This is a genomic window from Marinomonas pollencensis (assembly GCF_003387375.1).
GTDB lineage: Bacteria > Pseudomonadota > Gammaproteobacteria > Pseudomonadales > Marinomonadaceae > Marinomonas > Marinomonas pollencensis.
Window position 1 is genome coordinate 1 of the sequence record NZ_QUNG01000013.1, and the last position, 21,474, is coordinate 21,474.

At 46.9% G+C, this 21,474-nt stretch carries 18 protein-coding genes; 13 read left to right on the forward strand and 5 right to left on the reverse strand.

The genetic code is table 11. The features are described from left to right. Window positions 1-596: 596 nt before the first annotated feature. A complete protein-coding gene (locus DFP81_RS14985) occupies window positions 597-1,403 on the reverse strand; it encodes a M48 family metallopeptidase (protein ID WP_115898715.1) in 807 nt (268 codons plus the stop codon). Between the two features lie 271 nt (window positions 1,404-1,674). Here DFP81_RS14985 and dld point away from each other — a divergent pair, with 271 nt between their 5' ends. Next, the gene (dld, locus tag DFP81_RS14990) at window positions 1,675-3,411 is read left to right on the forward strand and encodes a D-lactate dehydrogenase (RefSeq protein WP_115898716.1); all 1,737 of its coding nucleotides are present in this window, start codon (window positions 1,675-1,677) and stop codon (window positions 3,409-3,411) included. Between the two features lie 201 nt (window positions 3,412-3,612). Beyond that, window positions 3,613-4,308, forward strand: coding sequence for a VC0807 family protein (locus DFP81_RS14995; protein ID WP_115898717.1), 696 nt, complete (start codon window positions 3,613-3,615; stop codon window positions 4,306-4,308). 20 nt (window positions 4,309-4,328) lie between these two features. Here the strand turns inward: DFP81_RS14995 and DFP81_RS18375 are convergent, their stop codons facing one another. Continuing rightward, window positions 4,329-4,622, reverse strand: a complete 294-nt coding sequence (locus tag DFP81_RS18375) for a hypothetical protein (RefSeq protein ID WP_115898718.1) — start codon at window positions 4,620-4,622, stop codon at window positions 4,329-4,331. A gap of 36 nt (window positions 4,623-4,658) precedes the next feature. Between DFP81_RS18375 and DFP81_RS15005 the strand changes: the two genes are divergently transcribed. From DFP81_RS15005 to DFP81_RS15035, 7 genes are read left to right on the forward strand one after another with little or no spacing between them, the layout of a single operon-like run. Further along, window positions 4,659-5,636, forward strand: a complete 978-nt coding sequence (locus DFP81_RS15005) for a dipeptidase (protein WP_115898719.1) — start codon at window positions 4,659-4,661, stop codon at window positions 5,634-5,636. 60 nt (window positions 5,637-5,696) lie between these two features. After that, window positions 5,697-6,242: a DUF5943 domain-containing protein gene (locus DFP81_RS15010; protein WP_115898720.1), complete on the forward strand. Its 546-nt coding sequence runs from the start codon at window positions 5,697-5,699 to the stop codon at window positions 6,240-6,242. A gap of 46 nt (window positions 6,243-6,288) precedes the next feature. Next, the gene (locus DFP81_RS15015; RefSeq protein ID WP_115898721.1) at window positions 6,289-8,364 is read left to right on the forward strand and encodes an NADH:flavin oxidoreductase; all 2,076 of its coding nucleotides are present in this window, start codon (window positions 6,289-6,291) and stop codon (window positions 8,362-8,364) included. A gap of 32 nt (window positions 8,365-8,396) precedes the next feature. Next, window positions 8,397-10,343: a (Fe-S)-binding protein gene (locus DFP81_RS15020; protein WP_115898722.1), complete on the forward strand. Its 1,947-nt coding sequence runs from the start codon at window positions 8,397-8,399 to the stop codon at window positions 10,341-10,343. Next, entirely contained in the window at window positions 10,343-11,638 is a 1,296-nt protein-coding gene (gene etfA / locus DFP81_RS15025; RefSeq protein ID WP_115898723.1) for an electron transfer flavoprotein subunit alpha, read from the forward strand. Before DFP81_RS15020 ends, etfA begins: the two co-directional genes overlap by 1 nt. Continuing rightward, on the forward strand, window positions 11,628-12,398 hold the full coding sequence (etfB, locus tag DFP81_RS15030) for an electron transfer flavoprotein subunit beta (RefSeq protein ID WP_115898724.1): 771 nt from the start codon (window positions 11,628-11,630) through the stop codon (window positions 12,396-12,398). The genes etfA and etfB overlap by 11 nt, the downstream gene beginning before the upstream one ends. A 10-nt stretch (window positions 12,399-12,408) precedes the next feature. Then, window positions 12,409-12,657, forward strand: a complete 249-nt coding sequence (locus tag DFP81_RS15035; protein WP_115898725.1) for a hypothetical protein — start codon at window positions 12,409-12,411, stop codon at window positions 12,655-12,657. A gap of 126 nt (window positions 12,658-12,783) precedes the next feature. On the opposite strand, the gene DFP81_RS15040 is transcribed toward DFP81_RS15035, so the two are convergent. After that, window positions 12,784-14,058, reverse strand: coding sequence for an aromatic ring-hydroxylating oxygenase subunit alpha (locus DFP81_RS15040; RefSeq protein ID WP_115898726.1), 1,275 nt, complete (start codon window positions 14,056-14,058; stop codon window positions 12,784-12,786). 312 nt (window positions 14,059-14,370) lie between these two features. Here DFP81_RS15040 and DFP81_RS15045 point away from each other — a divergent pair, with 312 nt between their 5' ends. Beyond that, window positions 14,371-15,495, forward strand: coding sequence for an FAD-binding oxidoreductase (locus DFP81_RS15045; RefSeq protein ID WP_115898727.1), 1,125 nt, complete (start codon window positions 14,371-14,373; stop codon window positions 15,493-15,495). Window positions 15,496-15,754: 259 nt separating this feature from the next. Beyond that, window positions 15,755-16,870, forward strand: coding sequence for a choline metabolism transcriptional regulator GbdR (gbdR, locus tag DFP81_RS15055; protein WP_115898729.1), 1,116 nt, complete (start codon window positions 15,755-15,757; stop codon window positions 16,868-16,870). A 77-nt stretch (window positions 16,871-16,947) separates the two neighbouring features. On the opposite strand, the gene DFP81_RS15060 is transcribed toward gbdR, so the two are convergent. Together DFP81_RS15060 and DFP81_RS15065 are read right to left on the reverse strand one after the other, a co-directional pair. Continuing rightward, window positions 16,948-18,372 carry an ArnT family glycosyltransferase gene (locus DFP81_RS15060; protein WP_115898730.1) on the reverse strand — a complete coding sequence of 475 codons (1,425 nt, stop codon included), beginning with the start codon at window positions 18,370-18,372 and terminating at the stop codon, window positions 16,948-16,950. Further along, window positions 18,362-19,381 (reverse strand): glycosyltransferase family 2 protein, encoded by a 1,020-nt coding sequence (locus tag DFP81_RS15065; RefSeq protein WP_115898731.1) that lies wholly within the window; start codon window positions 19,379-19,381, stop codon window positions 18,362-18,364. The genes DFP81_RS15060 and DFP81_RS15065 overlap by 11 nt, the downstream gene beginning before the upstream one ends. A 140-nt stretch (window positions 19,382-19,521) precedes the next feature. Here DFP81_RS15065 and DFP81_RS15070 point away from each other — a divergent pair, with 140 nt between their 5' ends. Beyond that, window positions 19,522-20,202: a response regulator transcription factor gene (locus DFP81_RS15070; RefSeq protein ID WP_115898732.1), complete on the forward strand. Its 681-nt coding sequence runs from the start codon at window positions 19,522-19,524 to the stop codon at window positions 20,200-20,202. A gap of 5 nt (window positions 20,203-20,207) precedes the next feature. Further along, window positions 20,208-21,458, forward strand: a complete 1,251-nt coding sequence (locus tag DFP81_RS15075) for a sensor histidine kinase (RefSeq protein WP_245959184.1) — start codon at window positions 20,208-20,210, stop codon at window positions 21,456-21,458. Window positions 21,459-21,474 lie beyond the last annotated feature (16 nt).

Here is a 21,474-nt window from a genome sequence, read left to right on the forward strand (position 1 = left end):
TGTGCATGGCCACGGAATTTGAAGCCAGAACGGGCAGGGTAGTCGGGCAAATAGCCTCCCTTGATCAGTATTGTGACGCTCACCAACGAAAGCGGTACAGCAAGCATAATCAGCGGCTCGGCTGAATCCAATAGCAATCTGAATGTCATCTATCAGCATTAAGCTGAGAATTTCTTACGTGTAAAAATTCCTTTTGAAGAAGCCAGAACCACAGACGTCTCTCATTACGCCTTAAAACGCCCATATTGTGTTTTAACTTCCTGCAGTGTGAACAAAAAAAGCTGAGTTTCTATAGAGCTATCAGCTAGTGCCTGTCTAGTTAAAGAGGAGATATATGCCTGTCTAATTAAAAAGAGGTGCCTGTCCTGATATGAGGGTATTAAAACGCCCATATTGTGTTTTAACTTCCTGCTGTATGAACAAAAAATGCTGAGTTTCTATAGAGCTATCAGCTAGTGCCTGTCTAGTTAAAGAGGAGATATGTGCCTGTCTAATTAAAAAGAGGTGCCTGTCCTGATATGAGGGTAAAACGCGTTTTGTTGATGGCGTTTTACCCTGAGGGGTGGGCGGCTAGTAGTATTTTCTGAGGTGGTTGGTTAGTAGCATTTTGCTTGTTTTTGGCGGGATATTAGGGTGTCGTAGATGGCGAGGTTGGCGGGCATGTTGGTTTGTAAGTCTTCAATGCGGGTGTCATGTGAAGGGTGGGTGGATAGCAGTTCTGGGGTTTTGCTGCTGCCTGCGGCTGCCATGTTACGCCACAGTGCGACGCTTTCTCTGGGATCAAATCCGGCTTTTGCCATGTATTCTAAGCCAAGTAAGTCTGCTTCAGATTCATGTGTACGACTAAATGGCAGAATAATACCCACTTGCACGCCGATACCGAGGGCTTGGAAAATAGCGGTTTTCTGCGCTGAGTCTTCACCGCTTAGTTGGTAGCCTAATGCTAAGGCTTGGCTGGTGGCCATTTGTGTGGAAACCCTTTCGTTGCCGTGACGGGCGATCACATGGGCGATTTCGTGGCCTACGACTGCAGCCAATTGAGATTGATTTTTGGCGACGCTTAGAAGGCCAGTATAGATACCGATTTTATAACCAGGTAGTGCAAAGGCGTTCACTTGTTTGTCGTCAAATAGCACCACTTCCCAATCTTGAGTACGGTATTTGTCGGGTAATATGGCGATGAGTGCATCGGCCACGCATTGTACTTGTTGACGCAATTGGGTGTCGTTGGAGGTGGGGATTTCTTGTTTCATGGTGGTAAAGGATTCTTCCCCCATTTGGTCTAGCTGACTGTCTGGTAATGCGACGAATTGAGTCCGGCCTGTGGGTGAGGCGCTGCAGCCAACTAGAAGAATGATTGCGGCCGCTAAAGTGATTTTTTTTGAGTGTGTTGTAAGTTTCATATCTGAACCGCCTTGAAAATGATCAATATAGGGTCGAGTTTTCTTTATTTTAGCAGCAAATATTTCGCTTTAACTGTGAGATATTTGTTAATGAGTGTTGAGTAAGGATGAGCCAGCAGAGCATTTCTAGCCACTGCAAACCAGTTTAGTAAGAGTGATTTGTCTCTCTGACCGATTTTTATGTCTCATCTATTGAAGATGACACTTTTTTATCGCTGCTTGAGTCGAGTATAATTGTGGCCCCTCCATCAACACGTTACGAAGCATTTTTATGACAGAATCCAGTTTCAGTTTAGATTTGGCCGCTGAATTAAAGGCCATTGTAGGAAGTCAATATACCTTAATGGATGAAGACAAAAAGCAGCCATATTGTCAGGGTTTTCGTCTTGGTGGTGGTAATGCTTATGCGGTAGTGCGACCAGGCAGTTTGGTGGAGGTTTGGCAAGTACTAAAAGCCTGTGTGAAGGCGGATGTGATTGTCATTATGCAAGCGGCAAACACCGGCTTGACTGGTGGTTCTACCCCTAATGGTACTGAGTACGACCGCCCAATTGTGATTATTAGCACTATGCGCATTAACGATATTCAATTGATCGACCAAGGCAAACAAATTGTTGGTTTGGCTGGCAGTACTTTATTTGGCTTAGAGGAAACATTAAAGCCATACGGTCGCGAGCCTCATTCGGTGATAGGCTCGTCGTGTATCGGTGCGTCGATTGTTGGCGGTATTTGTAACAACTCAGGCGGGGCCTTGGTACAGCGTGGTCCTGCCTATACTGAAATGTCCTTGTTTGCTCAGGTGACAAGCGATGGCGAGTTAGAGTTGGTCAATAACTTGGGCATTGATTTAGGTGAAACACCGGAGCAGGTGTTAGAAAACCTTGGTAATCAAAATTACCAAGAGAAAGACATTCATTTCCCCGATAAGCGGGGCTCGGATAATGAATACCAGCAACGTATTCGTGACGTCGATGCCGACACGCCTTCTCGCTTTAATGCTGATGCAAGACGTTTGTTTGAAGCCTCAGGCTGTGCGGGTAAGTTGGCGGTTTTTGCGGTGCGTATTGATACCTTCCCGATCCCAGAAAAATATCAGGTGTTTTACATTGGCACTAACGATCCTGCGGTGATGGAAAAAATGCGTCGCGATATGTTGTCGACCTTTAAAAACCTTCCCGTGTCAGGGGAGTACATGCACCGCAGTAGTTACGATATCAGTAAAAAATACGGTAAAGATAGCTTTTTAGTGATTGATAAATTAGGCACTAAATACATTCCTAAGATGTTTGCCTTGAAGCGTACTGTCGACCGTTGGGCAAGCAAATTTAAGTTTATGCCGAATAAATTTTCGGACCGTTTGATGCAGTACATTAGCCAAATGTTTCCGAATCATTTGCCGAAGCGAATGGAAGAATACCGTGATAAGTATGAGCACCATTGGATTGTAGAAACCAGTAACGATGGGGTAGCAGAAACCAAGGCCTATTTGGAAAGCTTCTTTAAAAGCAATGAAGGGGATTTCCTAGAGTGTACCGAGCGTGAAGCCGATCAAGCGTTATTACATCGTTATGTGACCGGTGGTGCATTGGGCCGTTACCATGTAATGAATGGGAAGGATTTAGGTTCTATCATGACTATAGATGTGGCGTTCCCGCGAAATGAACAAGATTGGTTTGAGCAATTGCCGCCGGAGATCGACGATAAAGTGGCGGTAAAAATGTACTACGGACATTTCTTCTGCCACGTGATGCATCAAAATTACATCATGAAAAAAGGCGTGGATGCGAAGGCGGTTAAAAAGCAAATCCTATCAAGCTATGACGCCCGTGGTGCTGAGTACCCAGCAGAACATAATGTTGGTCACGAATACATCGCAAAACCGGCGTTGCGTGAGTTTTATCAAAAAACGGACCCGACCAATAGTTTTAATGCAGGTATTGGTGGGACCAGTAAGCTGAAAAACTGGCAATCGCTGGACGATAAACATCAGGGTTGTGGCTGTAAATAAGCGCGCCTAGCGTTACAACTAGATGGGTTAGAAGCCGAGATGGATACGTCTCGGCTTTTTTAGATTTGCCGCATAAGCTCTTTTATGGTGAATAAATGCCGTGGCACTTTTACGGGCAAGAATTGTCTATCTCATTTATGCTATGTTTTGCTTTATTATAGCTCGACTGTATTTTTGCTTTTACCTTGGAACCCAAAAATTATGAACAGCACACCCACACACAAGCCACGTCCGATGGTTGATCTTATGGTAAGTGTTATCTTGCCTTCTTTTATTTTGATGAAAATGAGCGGTGAAGACAAACTTGGCGTAAGTGGTGGCTTAGTGGCTGCACTTGCGTTTCCTCTTGGCTGGGGGGTGTTTGAGCTTATTAAATATAAGAAATTCAACTTTATCGCCTTATTAGGTTTGGTCAGTGTGTTGCTCACTGGCAGCATTGGTTTGTTTGAATTAGACAACCAATGGCTGGCCATCAAAGAGGCGGCGATTCCTGCGCTAATCGGTATCGGCGTTTGGCTCTCTACCTTTACCCGCTATCCATTGGTGCGGGCGCTGTTTTTTAATGCCTCTATCATGGACGTTGACACCATTAAACAAAAGCTCGAAGAAAACCACAGTACGGCTCAGTTTGAGCGACAGCTGATGAAGGCTACCTACTTTATTGTGGCGTCGTTTGCCTTTTCTGCGACGATGAATTACATCTTGGCCAAATGGATTGTAACCAGTCCCGCAGGCACTGAGGCGTTCAATGAAGAGTTGGGTCAGATGACATTGTACAGCTACCCAATGATTGCGATTCCGTCGATGATCATGATGATGAGTATTTTTTATTATTTATGGCGTAGCATTCATAAAGCGACGGGGCTAAAGCTCGAAGAGCTGCTGCAAAAAAAGTAGGCAATTTCTCGTCTCTTGGTTCACATCTTAGCTTTTTGAATCGTATCAACTCTCCCATGGCCATGCTTATTCTTGTCGATAAGCATGGCCATTTTTATGCTGGCGAGCAGAACGCCTTTTCGCGTTCGCGTCTCGTTTTCTATTCTTTGTTTTTCTTCCTTACTGCATTTTTCTAGCGAATCCTTCCTAGCGATGACGGCGCTCATCATTGCCTGATAGCTTTTGCGCGAGTCGCTTTTGGTATTCCTCTCGTCGTTTCCAGCCAGCTCTCTGTTGAATCGAAAAATTACACTGAGTTTATTGGTGTTTAGCAATTTTAGAGCCTCGATGTTAATCAGGAAGGAAGCGCAATGAACGCAGCAGAATTACATCAAAAAGCCATTGTGATCGATGGTTTGATTTGTGCGAAGTGGAACCGTGAACTCTTTGAAGACATGGCCAAGGGCAAGTTAACTGCCGCTAATTGTACTGTGTCGTTCTGGGAAAACTTTGAAGGTACTGTTCGTAATGTGGTGGAAATGAATCAGTTGATCGAAGCTAACAGCGATTTATTAACCAAGGTTTATACCACCAAAGACATTTATCGAGCCAAAGCGGAGGGTAAGACAGGGGTCATGATGGGGTTTCAAAACGCCCATGCCTTTGAAGACCAAATTGGCTATGTACAAATATTTAAAGAGCTAGGCGTTGGAATTGTTCAAATGTGCTACAACACGCAAAACTTAGTTGGCACAGGTTGCTACGAGCGTGATGGCGGTTTATCAGGGTTTGGTCGTGAGATTGTCGCTGAGATGAACCGTGTTGGTATGCTGTGTGATCTCTCTCATGTGGGACCAAATACCGCAAAAGAAGTGATTCTTGAATCGAAAATGCCAGTCGCTTATTCCCATTGTTTGCCCTCAGGATTAAAAGAGCACCCTCGAAACCGCAGCGATGAAGAGCTTAGGTTCATCGCTGACCATGGTGGCTTTGTTGGGGTCACCATGTTTACCCCTTTCTTGCGTGCCGGCGTTAATGCCACAGTTGAAGATTATGTCGAAGCCATTCGTTATATCTACAACATAGTAGGTGAAGACGCCATCGGTATTGGCACCGATTTTACTCAAGGTCACGGTGAAGACTTTTTCGAATATCTAACCCATGACAAAGGTTATGCCCGTCGTTTAACGCGTTTTGGGGAAATCATTAATCCGAAAGGCATTCGTACCGTAGGGGAATTTCCTAATTTAACCGAGGCGCTATTAAAAGGTGGTTTTAGCGAGCGCCAAGTAAGCAAGATCATGGGTGAAAACTGGGTCTCCTTGCTGGAAAACGTCTGGGGCGAGTAAAACACAATGCCACCTAAAATGAATAAACACAGTGAAACAGTCACGGCAAAAGGAAAAATTATGGGAACGCACGCACCAGAAATGCCAATTGAAGTGGACGATGAAACCGGTGTTTGGAATACCGATGCTTTGCCCATGCTGTACGTACCACGCCACTTTTTTGTTAATAACCATATGGGCATCGAAGCGGAGATTGGTGCGGAACGATACGCCGAAATTCTCTACAAGGCGGGTTATAAGTCGGCGTATTTTTGGTGTGAAAAGGAGGCCGAGCTACACGGTTTTACTGGCGATGAAGTGTGGCACCATTATTTAAAACGTCTGTCGCAACGCGGATGGGGGTTGTTTATTACCGAGGCCCTAAACGTTGCAGAAGGAACGGCCAGAGTACGTTTAGAAAACTCCGCGTTTGTTTATCACTATCTGCAAGAGCATGGCGCCAAGGTGAATCGCAAAGTGGATTATATGTTCACAGGTTGGTTTGCTGGTGCCCTGGACCAAGTGGCTGCCAGCCAAGGGTTAGCGGTGCGCAGCCAAGCCATTCAAACACAGAGTGCTGCAGAAGAAGGTTGTGATGTGGGCTATTTCTCTGTGTCACCGCGTTAATCTGTTTATTGACTGTCCGTTATTTTAACTAAGGCGGGGTTTTACTATGTCCCAGTATGATGCGTTATTCGAGCCACTCAAGATCAATAAATTAACGATACGCAACCGTATTGTTAGTACGGCTCACGCGGAGGTCTATGCAACAGATGGCGGGATGACCACCGACCGCTATGTGAAATATTACGAGGAAAAAGCCAAAGGTGGATGCGGGCTGTGTATTTGCGGCGGCTCCAGTGTGGTGTCGATCGACAGCCCGCAAAGCTGGTGGAGTTCGGTGAACCTGTCTGTCGACCGTATTATTCCGCATTTTCAAAACCTAGCCGACGCTGTGCATAAGCACGGTGGCAAGATCATGATTCAAATTACCCACATGGGGCGCCGCTCCCGCTGGGATGGTGAAAACTGGCCCAGCCTGATGTCGCCGTCGGGTATCCGTGAACCCGTCCATCGGGCGACTTGTAAAACCATCGAAGTAGAAGAAATTTGGCGTATTGTGGGGGATTTCGCTCAAGCCGCGCGCCGTGCCAAAGAAGGCGGGTTAGACGGTGTTGAGCTGTCTGCAGTACACCAACATATGATCGATCAGTTCTGGTCACCACGAGTTAATAAGCGTACCGATGAATGGGGCGGGACTTTTGAAGGGCGAATGAAATTCGGCCTAGAAGTGCTCAAAGCGGTGCGCGCAGAAGTCGGTCCAGACTTTGTTGTGGGCCTGCGTATTTCTGGTGATGAATTCCACCCAGATGGTTTGAATCACGAGGACATGAAACAGATTGCCAAATACTTTAACGACACCGGCATGATCGATTATTTCGGTGTGGTGGGATCGGGGTGTGATACGCACAATACCTTGGCCAATGTGATTCCTAACATGAGCTATCCTCCTGAGCCATTTTTACATCTTGCGGCTGGGATCAAGGCAGTCGTCGATGTGCCTGTGATTCATGCGCAAAATATTAAAGACCCAAATCAAGCCAAGCGAATTATTGAAGGAGGGTATGTGGATTTTGTTGGTATGACGCGCGCGCACATTGCCGATCCGCATTTTATCGCCAAAATCAAGATGGATCAGGTGGATCAAATTCGCCAGTGTGTTGGTGCAAATTACTGTATCGACCGTCAATACCAAGGTTTGGACGTGCTCTGTATTCAAAATGCAGCGACCTCTCGAGAGTACATGGGGCTGCCCCATACCATTGAGAAAACCAGTGGTGTAATTCGTGAGGTGTTGGTAATTGGTGGTGGACCAGGAGGAATGGAAGCCGCTCGCGTGGCCGCAGAGCGCGGACATAAAGTCACGCTAATTGAAGCGGCGTCTGAATTAGGTGGGCAAATTAATTTAGCGGCAAAAGCGCCACAGCGAGATCAAATTGCGGGCATCAGTCGCTGGTTAATTATGGAGTTAGAGCGTTTAGGCGTGACGATTCGAGTTAATACCGCTGCGGATGAATCTCTGGTAACCAGTTTGGCGCCTGACGTTTGTATTTTGGCAACGGGAGGGCGCCCTTTCCTTGAGCAGAACCCAGAGTGGGGAGCGGAAGACGACTTGGTGGTATCCACTTGGGATATTTTAAGCGGCAAGGTCGAGCCTGGTAAAAATGTACTGATCTACGACACGATTTGCGAATTTTCTGGTATGTCTGCCGCGGATTATTTGGCGGCAAAAAGGGCCTTGGTGGAACTAGTAACGGACGACATCAAGCCTGGGGTGGGCATTGGTGGCACTACGTTTCCGACTTACTATCGTTCGCTGTATGAGCAAGAAGTTATTATGTCTTCAGACCTCAAATTGGAAAAAGTCTATCGTGAAGACAGTCATTTAGTGGCGCTGTTAGAAAATGAATACACCGGCCAGCAAGAAGAGCGGGTGGTTGATCAAGTGGTGATTGAAAACGGAACCCGCCCGAATGAAGACTTGTACTACGCGTTAAAAGCAGCGTCTTGCAATAAGGGGCAGATTGATATGCAAGCCTTGTTTGATATCGAGCCACAGCCAGTGCTTAAGGCGCAGGGTGATGAGGCAGTGGATGGCATGATTCTATGGCGGTTAGGGGATTGTGTGTCACAGCGAAATATCCATGCGGCGCTATACGATGCTTTGCGCCTTTGCAAAGACCTTTAACGATGAGCCTATTTGGCGGATGAGGATTCATCATGGCGATTGACTGGTTACCTTCAGTATTGATTGTGACACTGCTTATATTGGCGGTGATTGGCGGTGTGCGGCGAGCCAATTTATGGCGTGCAGGGCAGCCAGAAAAAGTCGATATAGTGGCTGGCTTGTTGGCACTGCCAAAACGCTACTTGCAGGACCTTCATCATGTGGTTGCACGGGACAAATACATGTCTCAGAGCCACGTTGCCACCGCCGGTGGTTTTGTCTTATCCATGATTTTAGTGCTCTTAGTGCATGTCTTTGGCGTCAGCAATCGGTTATTGGCAGGGGCGTTATTAGTGGCGTTAGGACTGATGTTTGTTGGTGCTTTATTTATCGCGAAACGTCGTTTACAGCCGCCTAGTCGGTTATCCAAAGGGCCTTGGATGCGCTTGCCGAAAAGCCTACTGACGTTTGCTGTGACATTTTTTGTACTGACGCTGCCCATGGCTGGAGTATTGCCTGAGGGGACTGGCAATTGGTTGTTAACGATGATTTTGTCGGCAGGCATCATTATCAGCTTGTCGGAGCTGCTGTTTGGTATGACGTGGGGCGGGCCGATGAAGCATGCTTTTGCGGGGGCGTTACACCTTGCTTTCCACCGTCGTCCGGAGCGATTTGGTGGTGGTCGTTCGACTGGATTGAAGCCCGCAGCCTTGGGGGGAGAGGTTCATGGGGTGGCCAAACCGAGTGATTTCAAATGGAATCAATTGCTGGGTTTTGATGCGTGTGTACAGTGTGGCAAATGCGAAGCCATGTGCCCCGCGTTTGCCGCAGGGCAACCATTGAATCCAAAGAAGTTGATCCAAGATATGGTGGTGGGCTTGGCGGGCGGCACAGATGCTAACTACGCTGGCAGTCCTTATCCAGCTGGTAAAGGCGAGGCCAGAGCGTTAGGCAGTGCCAAAGGCGGGGCCGATAATGTGATCACCGCAGGTTTGGTTGATGCCGATACTTTATGGTCTTGCACCACATGTCGCGCCTGCGTAGAAGAGTGTCCGATGATGATTGAACACGTGGATGCCATTGTGGATATGCGCCGCTTTGTAACGATGGAAAAAGGCCAAACCCCTAATAAGGGGGCGCAGGTGTTAGAAAATATAATTGCCACCGATAACCCCAATGGCTATGCCCCAGGGAGCCGAACCCATTGGGCTGCTGACCAGAACCTGCCTTTGATGAAAGATAAGCAGCAAGTGGATGTATTATTTTGGGTGTCTGATGGCGCTTTTGATATGCGCAGTCAGCGTATTCTTCGCGCTTTTGTGACGCTTATGAAAGCCGCTAAGGTGGACGTGGCTATCTTGGGTGACGAAGAGCGCGACTGTGGCGATGTAGCGAGGCGGTTAGGCGATGACGCCAGTTTTCAGAGTTTGGCGAAGCGTAATTTGGCCACACTGTCGCAGTATAAGTTCAACAAAATAGTCACTACTGATCCCCATGCTTACCACTGCTTGCGTAATGAATACAGTGACTTGGATGTGAATGGGGTGCTTTCTCAAGGGGCATCAGGACAAGCTGTTGAGGTGCTTCATCATACGACTTTTTTGAATCATTTGGTTGAACAAGGCTTGCTTAATTTTGAGCGCTTTAGTGACACCCGGATGACTTACCATGACCCTTGTTATCTAGGTCGTTATAACGGTGAATACGAAGCACCTCGTGAGCTGTTGCGTTCGTTAGGCATTAATATTACCGAGATGGCCCGCTCCGGCTACCGTTCTCGCTGTTGTGGCGGTGGCGGCGGTGCACCGATTACCGATATTCCAGGAGAGCGTCGTATCGCCGATATGCGCATGGCCGACGTCACTGAGACCGGCGCTGAGCTGGTGGCAGTTGGCTGTCAGCAATGCACAGCCATGTTGGAAGGGGTGGTTGAACCTCGACCAGTGGTGAAAGACATTGCGGAAATTCTGGTAGGGCAGTTGATTGAGGAGGTCCATTGATGAATGACTTCTCCTCTGTCGCTGTGTCCCCTGTGGGGGTGGTACGGCGTGATCCGCGTAAAGAATGGATGGCTCGAAATCGCTTACACCCACGACATCATGAGGTGATTAGCGAAGGCGTCGGCGGCGAGATGGGGGCAAATGGCTTAATGCGTAGAAACCCACGTCAAATCGGGTTTATTGGCCCTAATGGTATTAAGCGCATTGATCGCCTCAAAGGAAATGCAGTTCAGACGCCCAATAAACGACAATCGGTAGTGCCAGAAGTCGTGTTGCCATGGCATGTAGTCGCCACGGCAGATTTCTATATTTTCGTGGTGCCGGATATGGTGGGGGGGCGATTATCTGGCCATGACAAAGACATATTAGGCCTGGCTCATCGCTTACAAAAGGAAATAGCAGGACAAGGTGCGGTGGTGGCGGTGTGCTTTGGTGAAGTCAAAGAAACACAGTTTGAGTTGGCTGGAGTGGATCGCTTGGTGCACTTTGCAGGCGCTGAGTTTGAGGGCTTTGCAGCAGAAGCAAAAGCCGCCGCGTTGGCTGCTATGGACGAACGATGGGCACCAAAACACTGGCTGTTTCCTGATAGCATTCATGGTGGTACAGATTTGGGCTCTCGTCTTGCGGCTGAGTTAGGAGAGCGGCCGGCGACGCAAGCATGGCAAGTGGATCTGGAAAAAACCGTCGCTCGTGGCGCAGGGGGGAGCCTTGATATAAGCCGAGCCACGCCACGTATTTTATTCTTGCTAGAAGAATGTGCGTACCCCATTGATGAAACGCGTCATCAAGTTTTATCTCTAGAGATGCCTGAGGTACAGCGTCCTGCGCCGCGCTTACTTGACCAAGGGTTAGTGGCTGTCGACCCGAATGAAATTCCATTGGCTGAAGCCGAGTTCATATTGTCGGCAGGCAATGGCATCCATAACTGGGCGCAATTTCACCAGACTGCTAAGGCGTTAGGCGCCACGGAAGGAGCGAGTCGAGTGGCGGTTGATGATGGTTTTATGCCACGTTCTCGTCAAGTGGGCGCATCGGGCACCTGGGTGACAGCGCGTGTTTACATAGCCGTGGGCATTTCAGGGGCAATCCAGCATCTACAGGGGATTGCCCAGTGCGACAAAATCATAGCGATTAACACTGATGCAGGTTGTGACATGGTAAAACGAGCGAATTTAGCTGTGATTGACGACAGTGATGCGATTTTGTCTGCCTTGATGATGTTAGCGAACGAGAAGCTTGTTGAGCCCGGTGCTGTTCAAGGAAACACTAACAAGGAGGACAGCGATGCCGCTTAATATTGTGTCTTTGGTGTCAGTGGGCCGCCACCCTCAGTCGGGGCGGTCGCGACGTGCTGAACAAGATGGCCGTGCTGTCGAAATGGGGTTGAAGCTTGCAGGTCAGCAATTATCAGTGGTTCATGTGGGCAACCCTGATGAGCCAGTTTTACGTCAATATGCAGGTATGGGACTATCGTCTTTAACGGTTTTAAAACAAGCAGATAGATTTGATGCTGTGCCTGTTCTGCAGCGTTATTTAGAACAAAAAAACATCGACATAGTGCTCACTGGAGTCCGTAGTGAGAGTGGTGAGTCGTCTGGTATGGTGCCCTATTTATTAGCACATGCTTTAGGTTGGCCAGTGGTGGCTCGAGTAGCAGACATTGTGTGTGTAGAAAAGGGGGAGGCGCAGGTGTTATTGGCGTTACCACGGGGTCAACGCCGTGCGGTGCGAGTTGCATTACCCTTTATTGCTAGCCTGGATTTGGCTGCCCCCCCTGCGCGTCAAAGTGCGTTTGGGGTCGGCTTACGGGCCAAAATAGAAACCATTGAGAGTATTGGAGAAGTAGACCAGATTCGTGTAGATTGGCAAGAGGCTGAGGCAAAACCTCGTGCCAAACGTCTTAAAACGGTAAAAGCGAAAACCGCTGCCGAACGCTTTAAGGCGGCCACAGCAAAACCGCAAGGTGATGCTGGCAAGGTGCTGATAAACGAAACGACGCAACAAAAAGCACAAGCTATTTTTGATCTATTACTGGAAGAGAAAGTGATTCGCTAGGTACTAAACTATGATGATTGTAGACTTGGTTGATGAAGTAGATTTTAAAGAAAAATTGATCGCCCTAGGGGCACCTGTTTGCCAGGAGCAAAGCTTGGAGGAAGTCCGCGAGGCGACCTTAGCGTGGTTAAAGGAATACCCGGAGCAGATATCGTTTGTGCAACAGCTTTGCCAAGAAATGGAGCACAACGAAGTAACGGTTCTGCCGGAAGTAAAAGCCTTGCTGCGGCGTTTTATTGGCTTTACAGGAATGGTATAAAAACCACGTTTGGTGTGGGTCTAATCAGCGGGTACTCAGCAGGCTGCACTCTAGTAAGATTCTTTAAAATGGGCGCTGATTAAGCGCCCGTTTTGGTTTGGCAGGGAGAGTTGTCGATCCGCCCAATTAGGGTGTGACAAGATTCTTTTGAATGGTAGAGGTGTACCATTCTAAAAAGTTAATGATGCCAAATTCATAGGTTTCTGAATAAGGTCCAGGCTGATAGCCAATCGAGTTAATGCCCATTTGGTTGCGCTCGCCAAGGTTTTTGTCTTGCTCGTTAGTGGCATCCCAGACATGACGTAGTTTTTCTGTCTCGTAGTCCACCCCTTCTACCGCATCTTTGTGCACAAACCACTTTGTAGTGACTATGCTTTCTTGAGCAGAAATAGGCAGTACTCGAAACACAATAAAGTGGTCTGATTGCATGTGGTTCCACGAATTAGGCAGGTGCAAAATTCGCATCGACCCTAATTCAGGATTTTTTACTCTGCCGAGCAATTTTTTGCAGGCTACGCTGCCATCCATGGTCATCACCTTAGTGCCTTTTTTTAAGGGCATACGAACCATGCGATTGCGCTGGGATCTGCCAAAGCTTTTATGTTGATGGGGAATTCCTTCGGCATCCCATTGGGCCGCTTGGGCATTATAATGATCGATGAAATCTTGTGGCGCCCTTGGGTCGTGGGTGTCGTCCCATTCGAGCAACGAATTTAACAGTTCTGGGTGGCTGCCAGCGCAGTGATAACACTCACGATTGTTTTCCAGTACCAGTTTCCAATTGGCGCGTTCATACATAGTTGATTCGGCCGCCAACTTGGTATTTTCCACATCGTAAGGGGCCATGTAATCGTCCAGTGAAGAGAGAAAGGCATCAAACTCATCATCGGGAGCCGTCTGCGCTAAACAGACAAAAATAAACCCGCCGGAGTGCTTGCAGTGAGCTGCTTGCAAACCGTGTTGGCCTTTATCAAACCCTTGATTCATCTCATTGCCAGCAAACAGCAGATTGCCTTTGAGGTCGTATGTCCATTGGTGATAGGGGCAGACGAGGTTCGCTACTTTACCGCGCTGTTCATGGCAAAGAACGGATCCTCGATGACGGCAAGTATTGTGAAAGGCATTGATATTGCCTTGAGCATCGCGCACTACCAGAATAGGGTTTTGACCGATTTGAACCGTAAAATAATTACCCTTGCTGGGGATTTCGCTGGTCATGCCAACGAACAGCCATTCTTTTTGAAACACTTCCTCCATATCGATGCGAAAAACATGAGGGTCATTGTAAAAGCGTGCTTCAAGTGAATGGTTGGTTAGGCGTTTACGCAGCGCATCCAACATGTCTGAGCGCGCCTCATCAAGGGTGGTATGGCGGACATTAAGCAGATCGTTTTGATTCATCTTTCTGGACCCTTAATTGCAAAAAGAATTAACTATATAAGTTGCTAAATTCGTCATGCTGAAGACAGCGTTTGCGGCACACGGGCATGCCGAAATTGGGCATAACCTTAAGGCTATATTGCGCTAATAACAGCCGAGTAAAGTGCCCAATCGCGACATGCTATGGTATTCAAATCGACTCTCAATGTCTGATCTCGTGCGGCTTTGGTGGCAATGAGCAAGTTATTGTCGTTTAGAGTTAATTGGTGTCTCTCTAGTCGAACGAGAATGAGCGGAATAACAGATTAACGTGCCACTGATTGGGAAGCCGCTATGACCGATTCGACGCCTAGTGTAAACGCTGATTACTTAGCCCCAGTTAATACTCAAACCTGGGTCAATGGTCGTCACAATGTACGTTGTGTAAAAGTAATTCATGAGACATGGGATGTGCGCACGTTTTGCTTTATGGCACAGCAACCTGTGATGTTTTTCTTTAAGCCTGGCCAGTTTGTGACGTTGGAGTTGGAGATAAACGACAAACAGGTGATGCGTTCTTACACCATTTCGAGTTCTCCCTCTGTGCCCTATAGCTTTTCTATTACGGTCAAACGCGTACCTGGAGGTGAAGTCTCAAATTGGCTCCATGACAACATGGTAATTGGCAGTGAGGTAGCAGTACATGGGCCGGTTGGGCAATTTAATTGTATAGATTTTGCCGCAGAGAAAGTGCTTTTGTTATCTGGGGGGGTAGGTATTACTCCTGTGATGTCGATGGCGCGTTGGTGGTTTGATACGAATGCGGATGTGGACATTACTTTTATTCATAGTGCTCGCTCTCCCCGTGATGTGATTTATCCGCGTGAGCTGGATCATATGGCGTCGCGTTTAGATAACTTTGGCCTCTACTTGATTGTAGAGCGAATGGAGAACGGTTTGCCGTGGCAGGGTTATCGGGGCTTTTTTGATGAAGATAAGCTGCGCATGATCTCCCCTGATTTTATGGAGCGAGAGATTTTTTGTTGTGGCCCGACACCCTATATGAATGCAATCAAAGCGCTGTTGCAAAAGCATGGTTTTGACATGAGTCATTACCATGAAGAATCCTTTGGTGCGACACCAGAAAGTGTGGTGGAAGATGCGCTAGAGCAGGCAGAAGTGGCGCAGGCAGAAGCGGATGCGATTAACCAAGATGATTTGCTGCGAGTCGAGTTTGTTAACAGTGGTAAAAGTATTCAAGTGTCGGCTGGGGAAACCTTGCATACCGCGGCAGCAAAATTGGACTTAATGATACCGAAAGCCTGTGGAATGGGAATCTGCGGTACATGCAAGGTGCTGGTAACAGAGGGTAAAACTCAGATGGATCATAATGGTGGCATTACTGATGATGATGTAGAAGAGGGGTATGTGCTGTCTTGTTGTACTGTGGCTAAGACTAATGTGGTTGTGGAATTCTAACGAAAAGGCTATTTTTATTAAATGCTGGATCAATAAAAGAGCCATGGTGGATTAAAACAGTGCAAAATTTTTATCAAAGATGGGGGCTACTGACCTCAGGGTTGCTAAATAACGCTGTATTGTGTGTCTAGAGCAGTCCAATGCCATGGTTTTGTCTCTTATTGCGACGGTATCACCCCAAATAATAAAAAATGCATTTTCTTTAATCTTGGTCTGATTTTTGCCTAAGTTTAAGAAGTGAAAATAAGAGGGCACAGCCATGGTCACAACAACACATTCCATTCCTCCTCAAACAGCGAAAAAAACCACAAAAGTCGGCTTTTTGCTGCTCGATCACTTTACTATGATTGCCTTAGCGTCTTCGATAGAACCCTTACGAATGGCAAATCAACTGTCAGCGGAAGAGCTTTATAGCTGGCACTTAATTTCTGAGGATGGATTGCCCATATCGGCCAGCGACGGTTTGAGTCTAACGCCAGACCATGCCATGGCAAATGCGCCAGATTTGGATTTAATTATTGTGGCTGGTGGATTAGATATTACGCGCTCTTTTACCGGTAAACAGGTCACTTGGCTACAGCAAAAAGCTCGCAAAGGTGTTCACCTTGGTAGTATTTGCACTGGGGCGTATCTTTTGGCCCATGCCGGTTTGCTTGATGGTTATAACTGCAGTGTGCATTGGGAATGCCTCACCGCACTGCAGGAACGTTTCCCTAAAGTAAATTGCAATAATCTGCTCTTTTCTATTGATCGTAATCGATCTACCTCGTCTGGTGGCAATGCGCCGATGGACATGTTTTTAACAATGATAGCGCGTCAGCATGGGGTCAAACTGTCCAATGCGGTATCCGATATGTTTATCTGTGAACGGATTCGTACTGAATCCGATCAGCAGCGAATGCCGTTACGCCAATTAAACAATGGAGGGGGATGTAAACCTAAATTGGTGGATGTGATTCAGTTAATGGAAAACAACTTAGAAGAACCGATTGAATTAGATGAAATGGCGAGCTTCGTGAATGTCTCTCGCCGTCAAATAGAGCGTATGTTCCATAAATATTTGGACTGCTCGCCTTCGCGCTATTATTTGCGCTTGCGATTGGATCGTGCGCGCCAATTATTAAAACAGTCGAATATGTCGATTGTCGAAATTTCTACCGCCTGCGGCTTTATATCCACTCCGCATTTTAGCCGCTGCTATCGTAAGCATATTGGTATTTCGCCGCGGGATGAGCGCAAAATGGCATGGGCTCATGCTGGTATGCTACCAACGATTAATGGCACCAATACAAGCAGTATGATGTATATCGCTCATGCCTCTTCTGCATTACAGCATGCTCATGCGGAACCAAGCTATGGTTCGGTTACGATTTAGCCATTGCTGGCAAGCAGAAAAAGTCAGTTAAATAAGGGAGGCGTGGCCTCCCTTATTTAACTGCGTTACGCGCTGATTTATTGCTGGCAATACAACAGTGTCTTTTTGCGCTCTTGGCTTCTTTGTGAACAAGACCAATTAGGGTAGCTTTCCTTAGCATCAGATCGTTGCACGATGAAAAAAGGCTTGTGCTGGGCTTTTAGCCAAGCTTTATTGGCCTCTGAGCGCTGTAATGCTTTGCCATTGGAATAGAATTGTGCAGAAAACGGACGGTGTCTTAGATAGAAAAGGTCCGCACTTTCACTTTCCTTTTGTTGTTTCCAAATGGCCATAATGCCGGCTTCTGAACGAGCCTCTCCATAGTGAAAATGAAGAGCGGTAATAAACACAATTAACATAGCAGGGGTTAGGAAACCGATGCCATAGAGCCAGCGAGGGAGGGCCTGTTGACGCTGATAATGTAGCAGTAATAGCGCCGTGGCAGGTAAAGAAGGCATTACATAAGTGATTAAGATATTGCCAGCAAAAGTGAATAACAAAAGAGGGGCTATGGCCCAGCAAAGAAGGAAGCTGCCAAATCCGCTAGCGGCTTCTTGAGTGTCTTGGTTGCTGCGCAGCAATCTTGCCCATTGGGCAAAAATAAGAGGTGTCCAAGGTAACATGGCAATCATGCCATAGAGCCAGATGGTGCCCCGCACACGTTCATGAGCGGTACCATACAGATCACCTTTCCAGCCTCCAATAATAAAACGTTTGATGTGCTCGCCGACAATAAAGTAATCCAAGAAACCGGGCGTTCGATATTCTGCGAGGGCATACCAAGGCAATGTAATCAGTAGCAACAGCAGACTGCCATAACCCCAAGGTAAAACCTGCCATAGTTTTTTCCAGCGAGCATTGGGAAGCAACCAGAGTGCCAGGCTGATGCCTACCAGTACCAGTGCAAGAGGGCCTTTTGAAAGCATGCCGAGCGCCAAACCGACAAAGAATAGGTAACCCCAAATAGGGTGCTTTTTGTTCCAGGCGAACCAAAAACTGACCATGCTAAGCGCAATGGAGAAGGTGAGAGCTGTGTCTGTTGTAACGGCGCCAGAAATCAGAATAAAAGAGAAGCTAGAGGCCAGAATGCTGCTGGCAAATAATCCCATTTTTCTTGAATTATAATGTGTTTTTGCCAACAAATAGGTGAGCCAAAGAATGCCTAAGGCGACGAGCAAATGAGGTATTCGAGCGGCAAATTCAGTCACGCCAAACAGTTCAAATCCCGCACTGCTAAGCCAGCTAAAAATGGGGGGCTTTCCCCAAAATGGCACATTGTAATCAAACATGGGGGTTATCCAGTTGCCTGTTTCTACCATGATGCGAGCCATTTCGCCGTAGCGTGCTTCTGTGGTGTCCATTAATGGATAAAGGCTGAGGGAAAACAATCGTATCAGTAGACAGCTAAATAGCAGTAGCATGAGCTGTTTTGAAGTAGGTAATGCGTGGCGATTAAGGGGCATACTCGAGTTCCTGGTGGGTACAAGTGGGGTGACTGAATGACTCTTCCATAAGGACATAAAGTGGTCGTTGTTTGGATTCAATGAACAGGCGTCCTACGTATTCACCAAGTACGCCAATTGACAGGAGCTGAATGCCGCCTAAAAATAAAATCATCAGCATGGTGGAAGGGTAACCGGTCACTGGATCTCCCCAAAGAAGGGTTTTGGTGAATATTATTAGCGCCATGACAAAGGCGCTGAGAGAAGTAAGTACACCTGCGGTTGTGGCCCAGCGTAATGGCTTAGTACTAAAGGAGGTAATCCCCTCTAATGCCAAATGAATGAGTTTTGAGTAGTTCCATTTCGTGCTGCCCGCTAGGCGAGGATCACGGTCAAATTGCAAGATGGTACGCTGAAACCCTGGCCACGCGAGAAGGCCTTTCATAAAGCGAGTGCGCTCTGGTAGCTGATTAATCACGGACACGACTTTTTCATCCAACAGGCGAAAGTCACCGACGTTCTCAGTGATCGGCTGATCGCTCATTTTCGACATCAGTTTATAAAACAGACGTGCGCTAAAACGCTTCAGGAAATTTTCTCCATGACGCGCTTTGCGTTGCATCTCAACCACATGAGCGCCATTTCGCCAGGCTTGTACCATCTCTTTAATGCATTCTGGTGGGTCTTGTAGATCTGCATCCAATAAAATGACACAGCGAGCGGTTGCGGCTTTTAATCCTGCGCTGGTAGCGGCTTCTTTGCCAAAATTACGGCTAAAACGTAAGCATCTAACCTGATGCATCGGATGATTAAAGCGTGTTACCAAGCGCCAGCTGAGGTCTGTACTACCATCATCGATGTAAAGGATTTCACAATGCTGGCCAAGCGCATCCAGTGCTCGACAGACGCGTTCATGGCAGATGGCTAAGACATCCATTTCATTGAAGAATGGAATAATAACGCTTACTAATGCTTGTTCTGATGTTGGCTTTCTTGTTGGCGCTTTATAAAGGTAGGGTACTGCACTCATGATTCACCTTTTCTGTACCTTGATGGGAATAACACGATGTTACGCATCAACAAGTCGTAAAAAGATGATTCACTTTTTTTTCATGCTGCTATGGCATAATTTAGGCTAGCGAAGATGCGACTGACTGAGACAGAGAGCGAATGAAATTACTATTAGTGGAAGACCATAAAGATATCGCAGGGGTTATTTTTGATTATTTTGAAATCAAAGGTGACATCCTAGACTACGCAAGCAATGGTGTGCAAGGCCTCGAATTGGCGAAAAATGGTCACTACGATGCGATTATTCTGGACGTAATGCTACCAAAAATGGATGGTTTAACCGTCTGCCGGTTATTGCGTGAAAGTGGCAAGGATACCCCTGTTTTGATGCTCACCGCGCGTGATACAAAAGAAGATATTCTAAGTGGTTTTAGTCATGCCGCAGACGATTACTTAATTAAGCCTTTTGATTTAGAGATTTTAGATACGCGGTTGCAGGCGTTAATACGACGTCATACTGGTGCCGTCGCCAATCGAGTATTAAATTTTGGTGCTTTAACCCTTGATATGAATACGCGCGTGTTACAACGTGAAGGCAGTCGCTATTCATTAAACCCTTCGCAATATACTATTTTAAAATGTCTAATGAACCGAGCACCAGAAGTGGTGAGCAAAGCAGAAATTTGTGATGCTTTGTGGGGAGACGAAGAGCCTGATAGTAAAGTGCTGCGCAGCCATATTTACCAGTTGCGCAGTTTGATTGATCGTCCTTTTGAACATGCTTATTTGCGCACGATTTCGAAAGTGGGATATCGCTTGGTGGCAGAAGACGAAGTATGAGGCTAATGAGAACTTCAAAACAATTGACGGTTACCTATTTCTCGATTGTCGCCTTCGCCATTATTGCGTTTCATTTCTCTATGCTGGTCTCAATGATAGAGAATATGGAGTCGATTTATGCAAAAACCCGAATGGATAAAGACATAGCGACAGCAACGGATATGTTTCAAGGTACCACGCTTTCACATGTTACTGTGCCGCCGTTTTCCGATGCATATTTAGGTAAGCAGAATTTGCCTGTTTGGGTGGTATTAAAAGACGATGTTTCTGATGACAAGCCTTACCATTTGGATTCTGACTCTGACACCAATCTTGAATTTTTCTCGATGGTGAAAAAGGTGGTTATTAACGGCCAGGCCCGCGATCTTTATTTGATTCACTATGATGAAATCTACGAAACCAGTGAAGCTAAGATGTTTGATACGCAGACCACTCAGTTGGCGATTTCACTCTTATTGTTGGTGGTGAGTCTGTGGGTGGTAATGCGTATTTCAAGCCGTTTAACAGCACCACTGTCTAGCTTGTCTAAGAATTTAGCATCACGCAGTCCAGAAGATTTTGCACCTATTCCCGTGCCAGATGGCGCAGCGACACGTGAAATACACCAGCTAGTGGAGCGTCTCAATAGCTATCAAAGCCAAATTCGCAGTTTGATCGACCGTGAGCGAGCGTTTAACCGTAATGCAAGCCATGAGTTACGAACACCGTTAATGGTCATGCGTGGCGGTCTCACTCTGTTGGCGAAATCCGATTCAAAAGAGTTTATTGAGCGCCAGCGCCAGCGCATGATGCATGCTTGCCAAGAAATGGAAGACTACATTAAGACGTTATTATCCTTAACGCGGGATGAAGATACAGAAAGCCTGTCGTTACGTATTTTAACCGAGGCGGAACTGCAATTGATTTGCAGTGCTCATATGGATTTTCGACCGAAAAGTGACGTGCTGTTAGAGACGGTCGTAGAAGGCACGGTGGCAACCAAACTGCCGTTGCCTACCTTGCATATCTTGATCGGCAACTTGGTGAAAAATGCCTTGTCGTGTACCGAATCCGGCTCGATTAAGTTGATTATGCAGGACAATGTGATCAAGGTTGTCGACACTGGATGTGGCTTGCAAGGCAAGCCGTCGGGTGAAAGTTACGGCTTAGGTTTGATGATTGTGCGAGACATATGCAGCAAATATCATTGTCAGTTTTCACTGGTGGATAATGACACGGTTGGCTGTACCGCCAGCATAGTATTTCCTGCTGAGTAGGCGCTTTAAGGTGCTA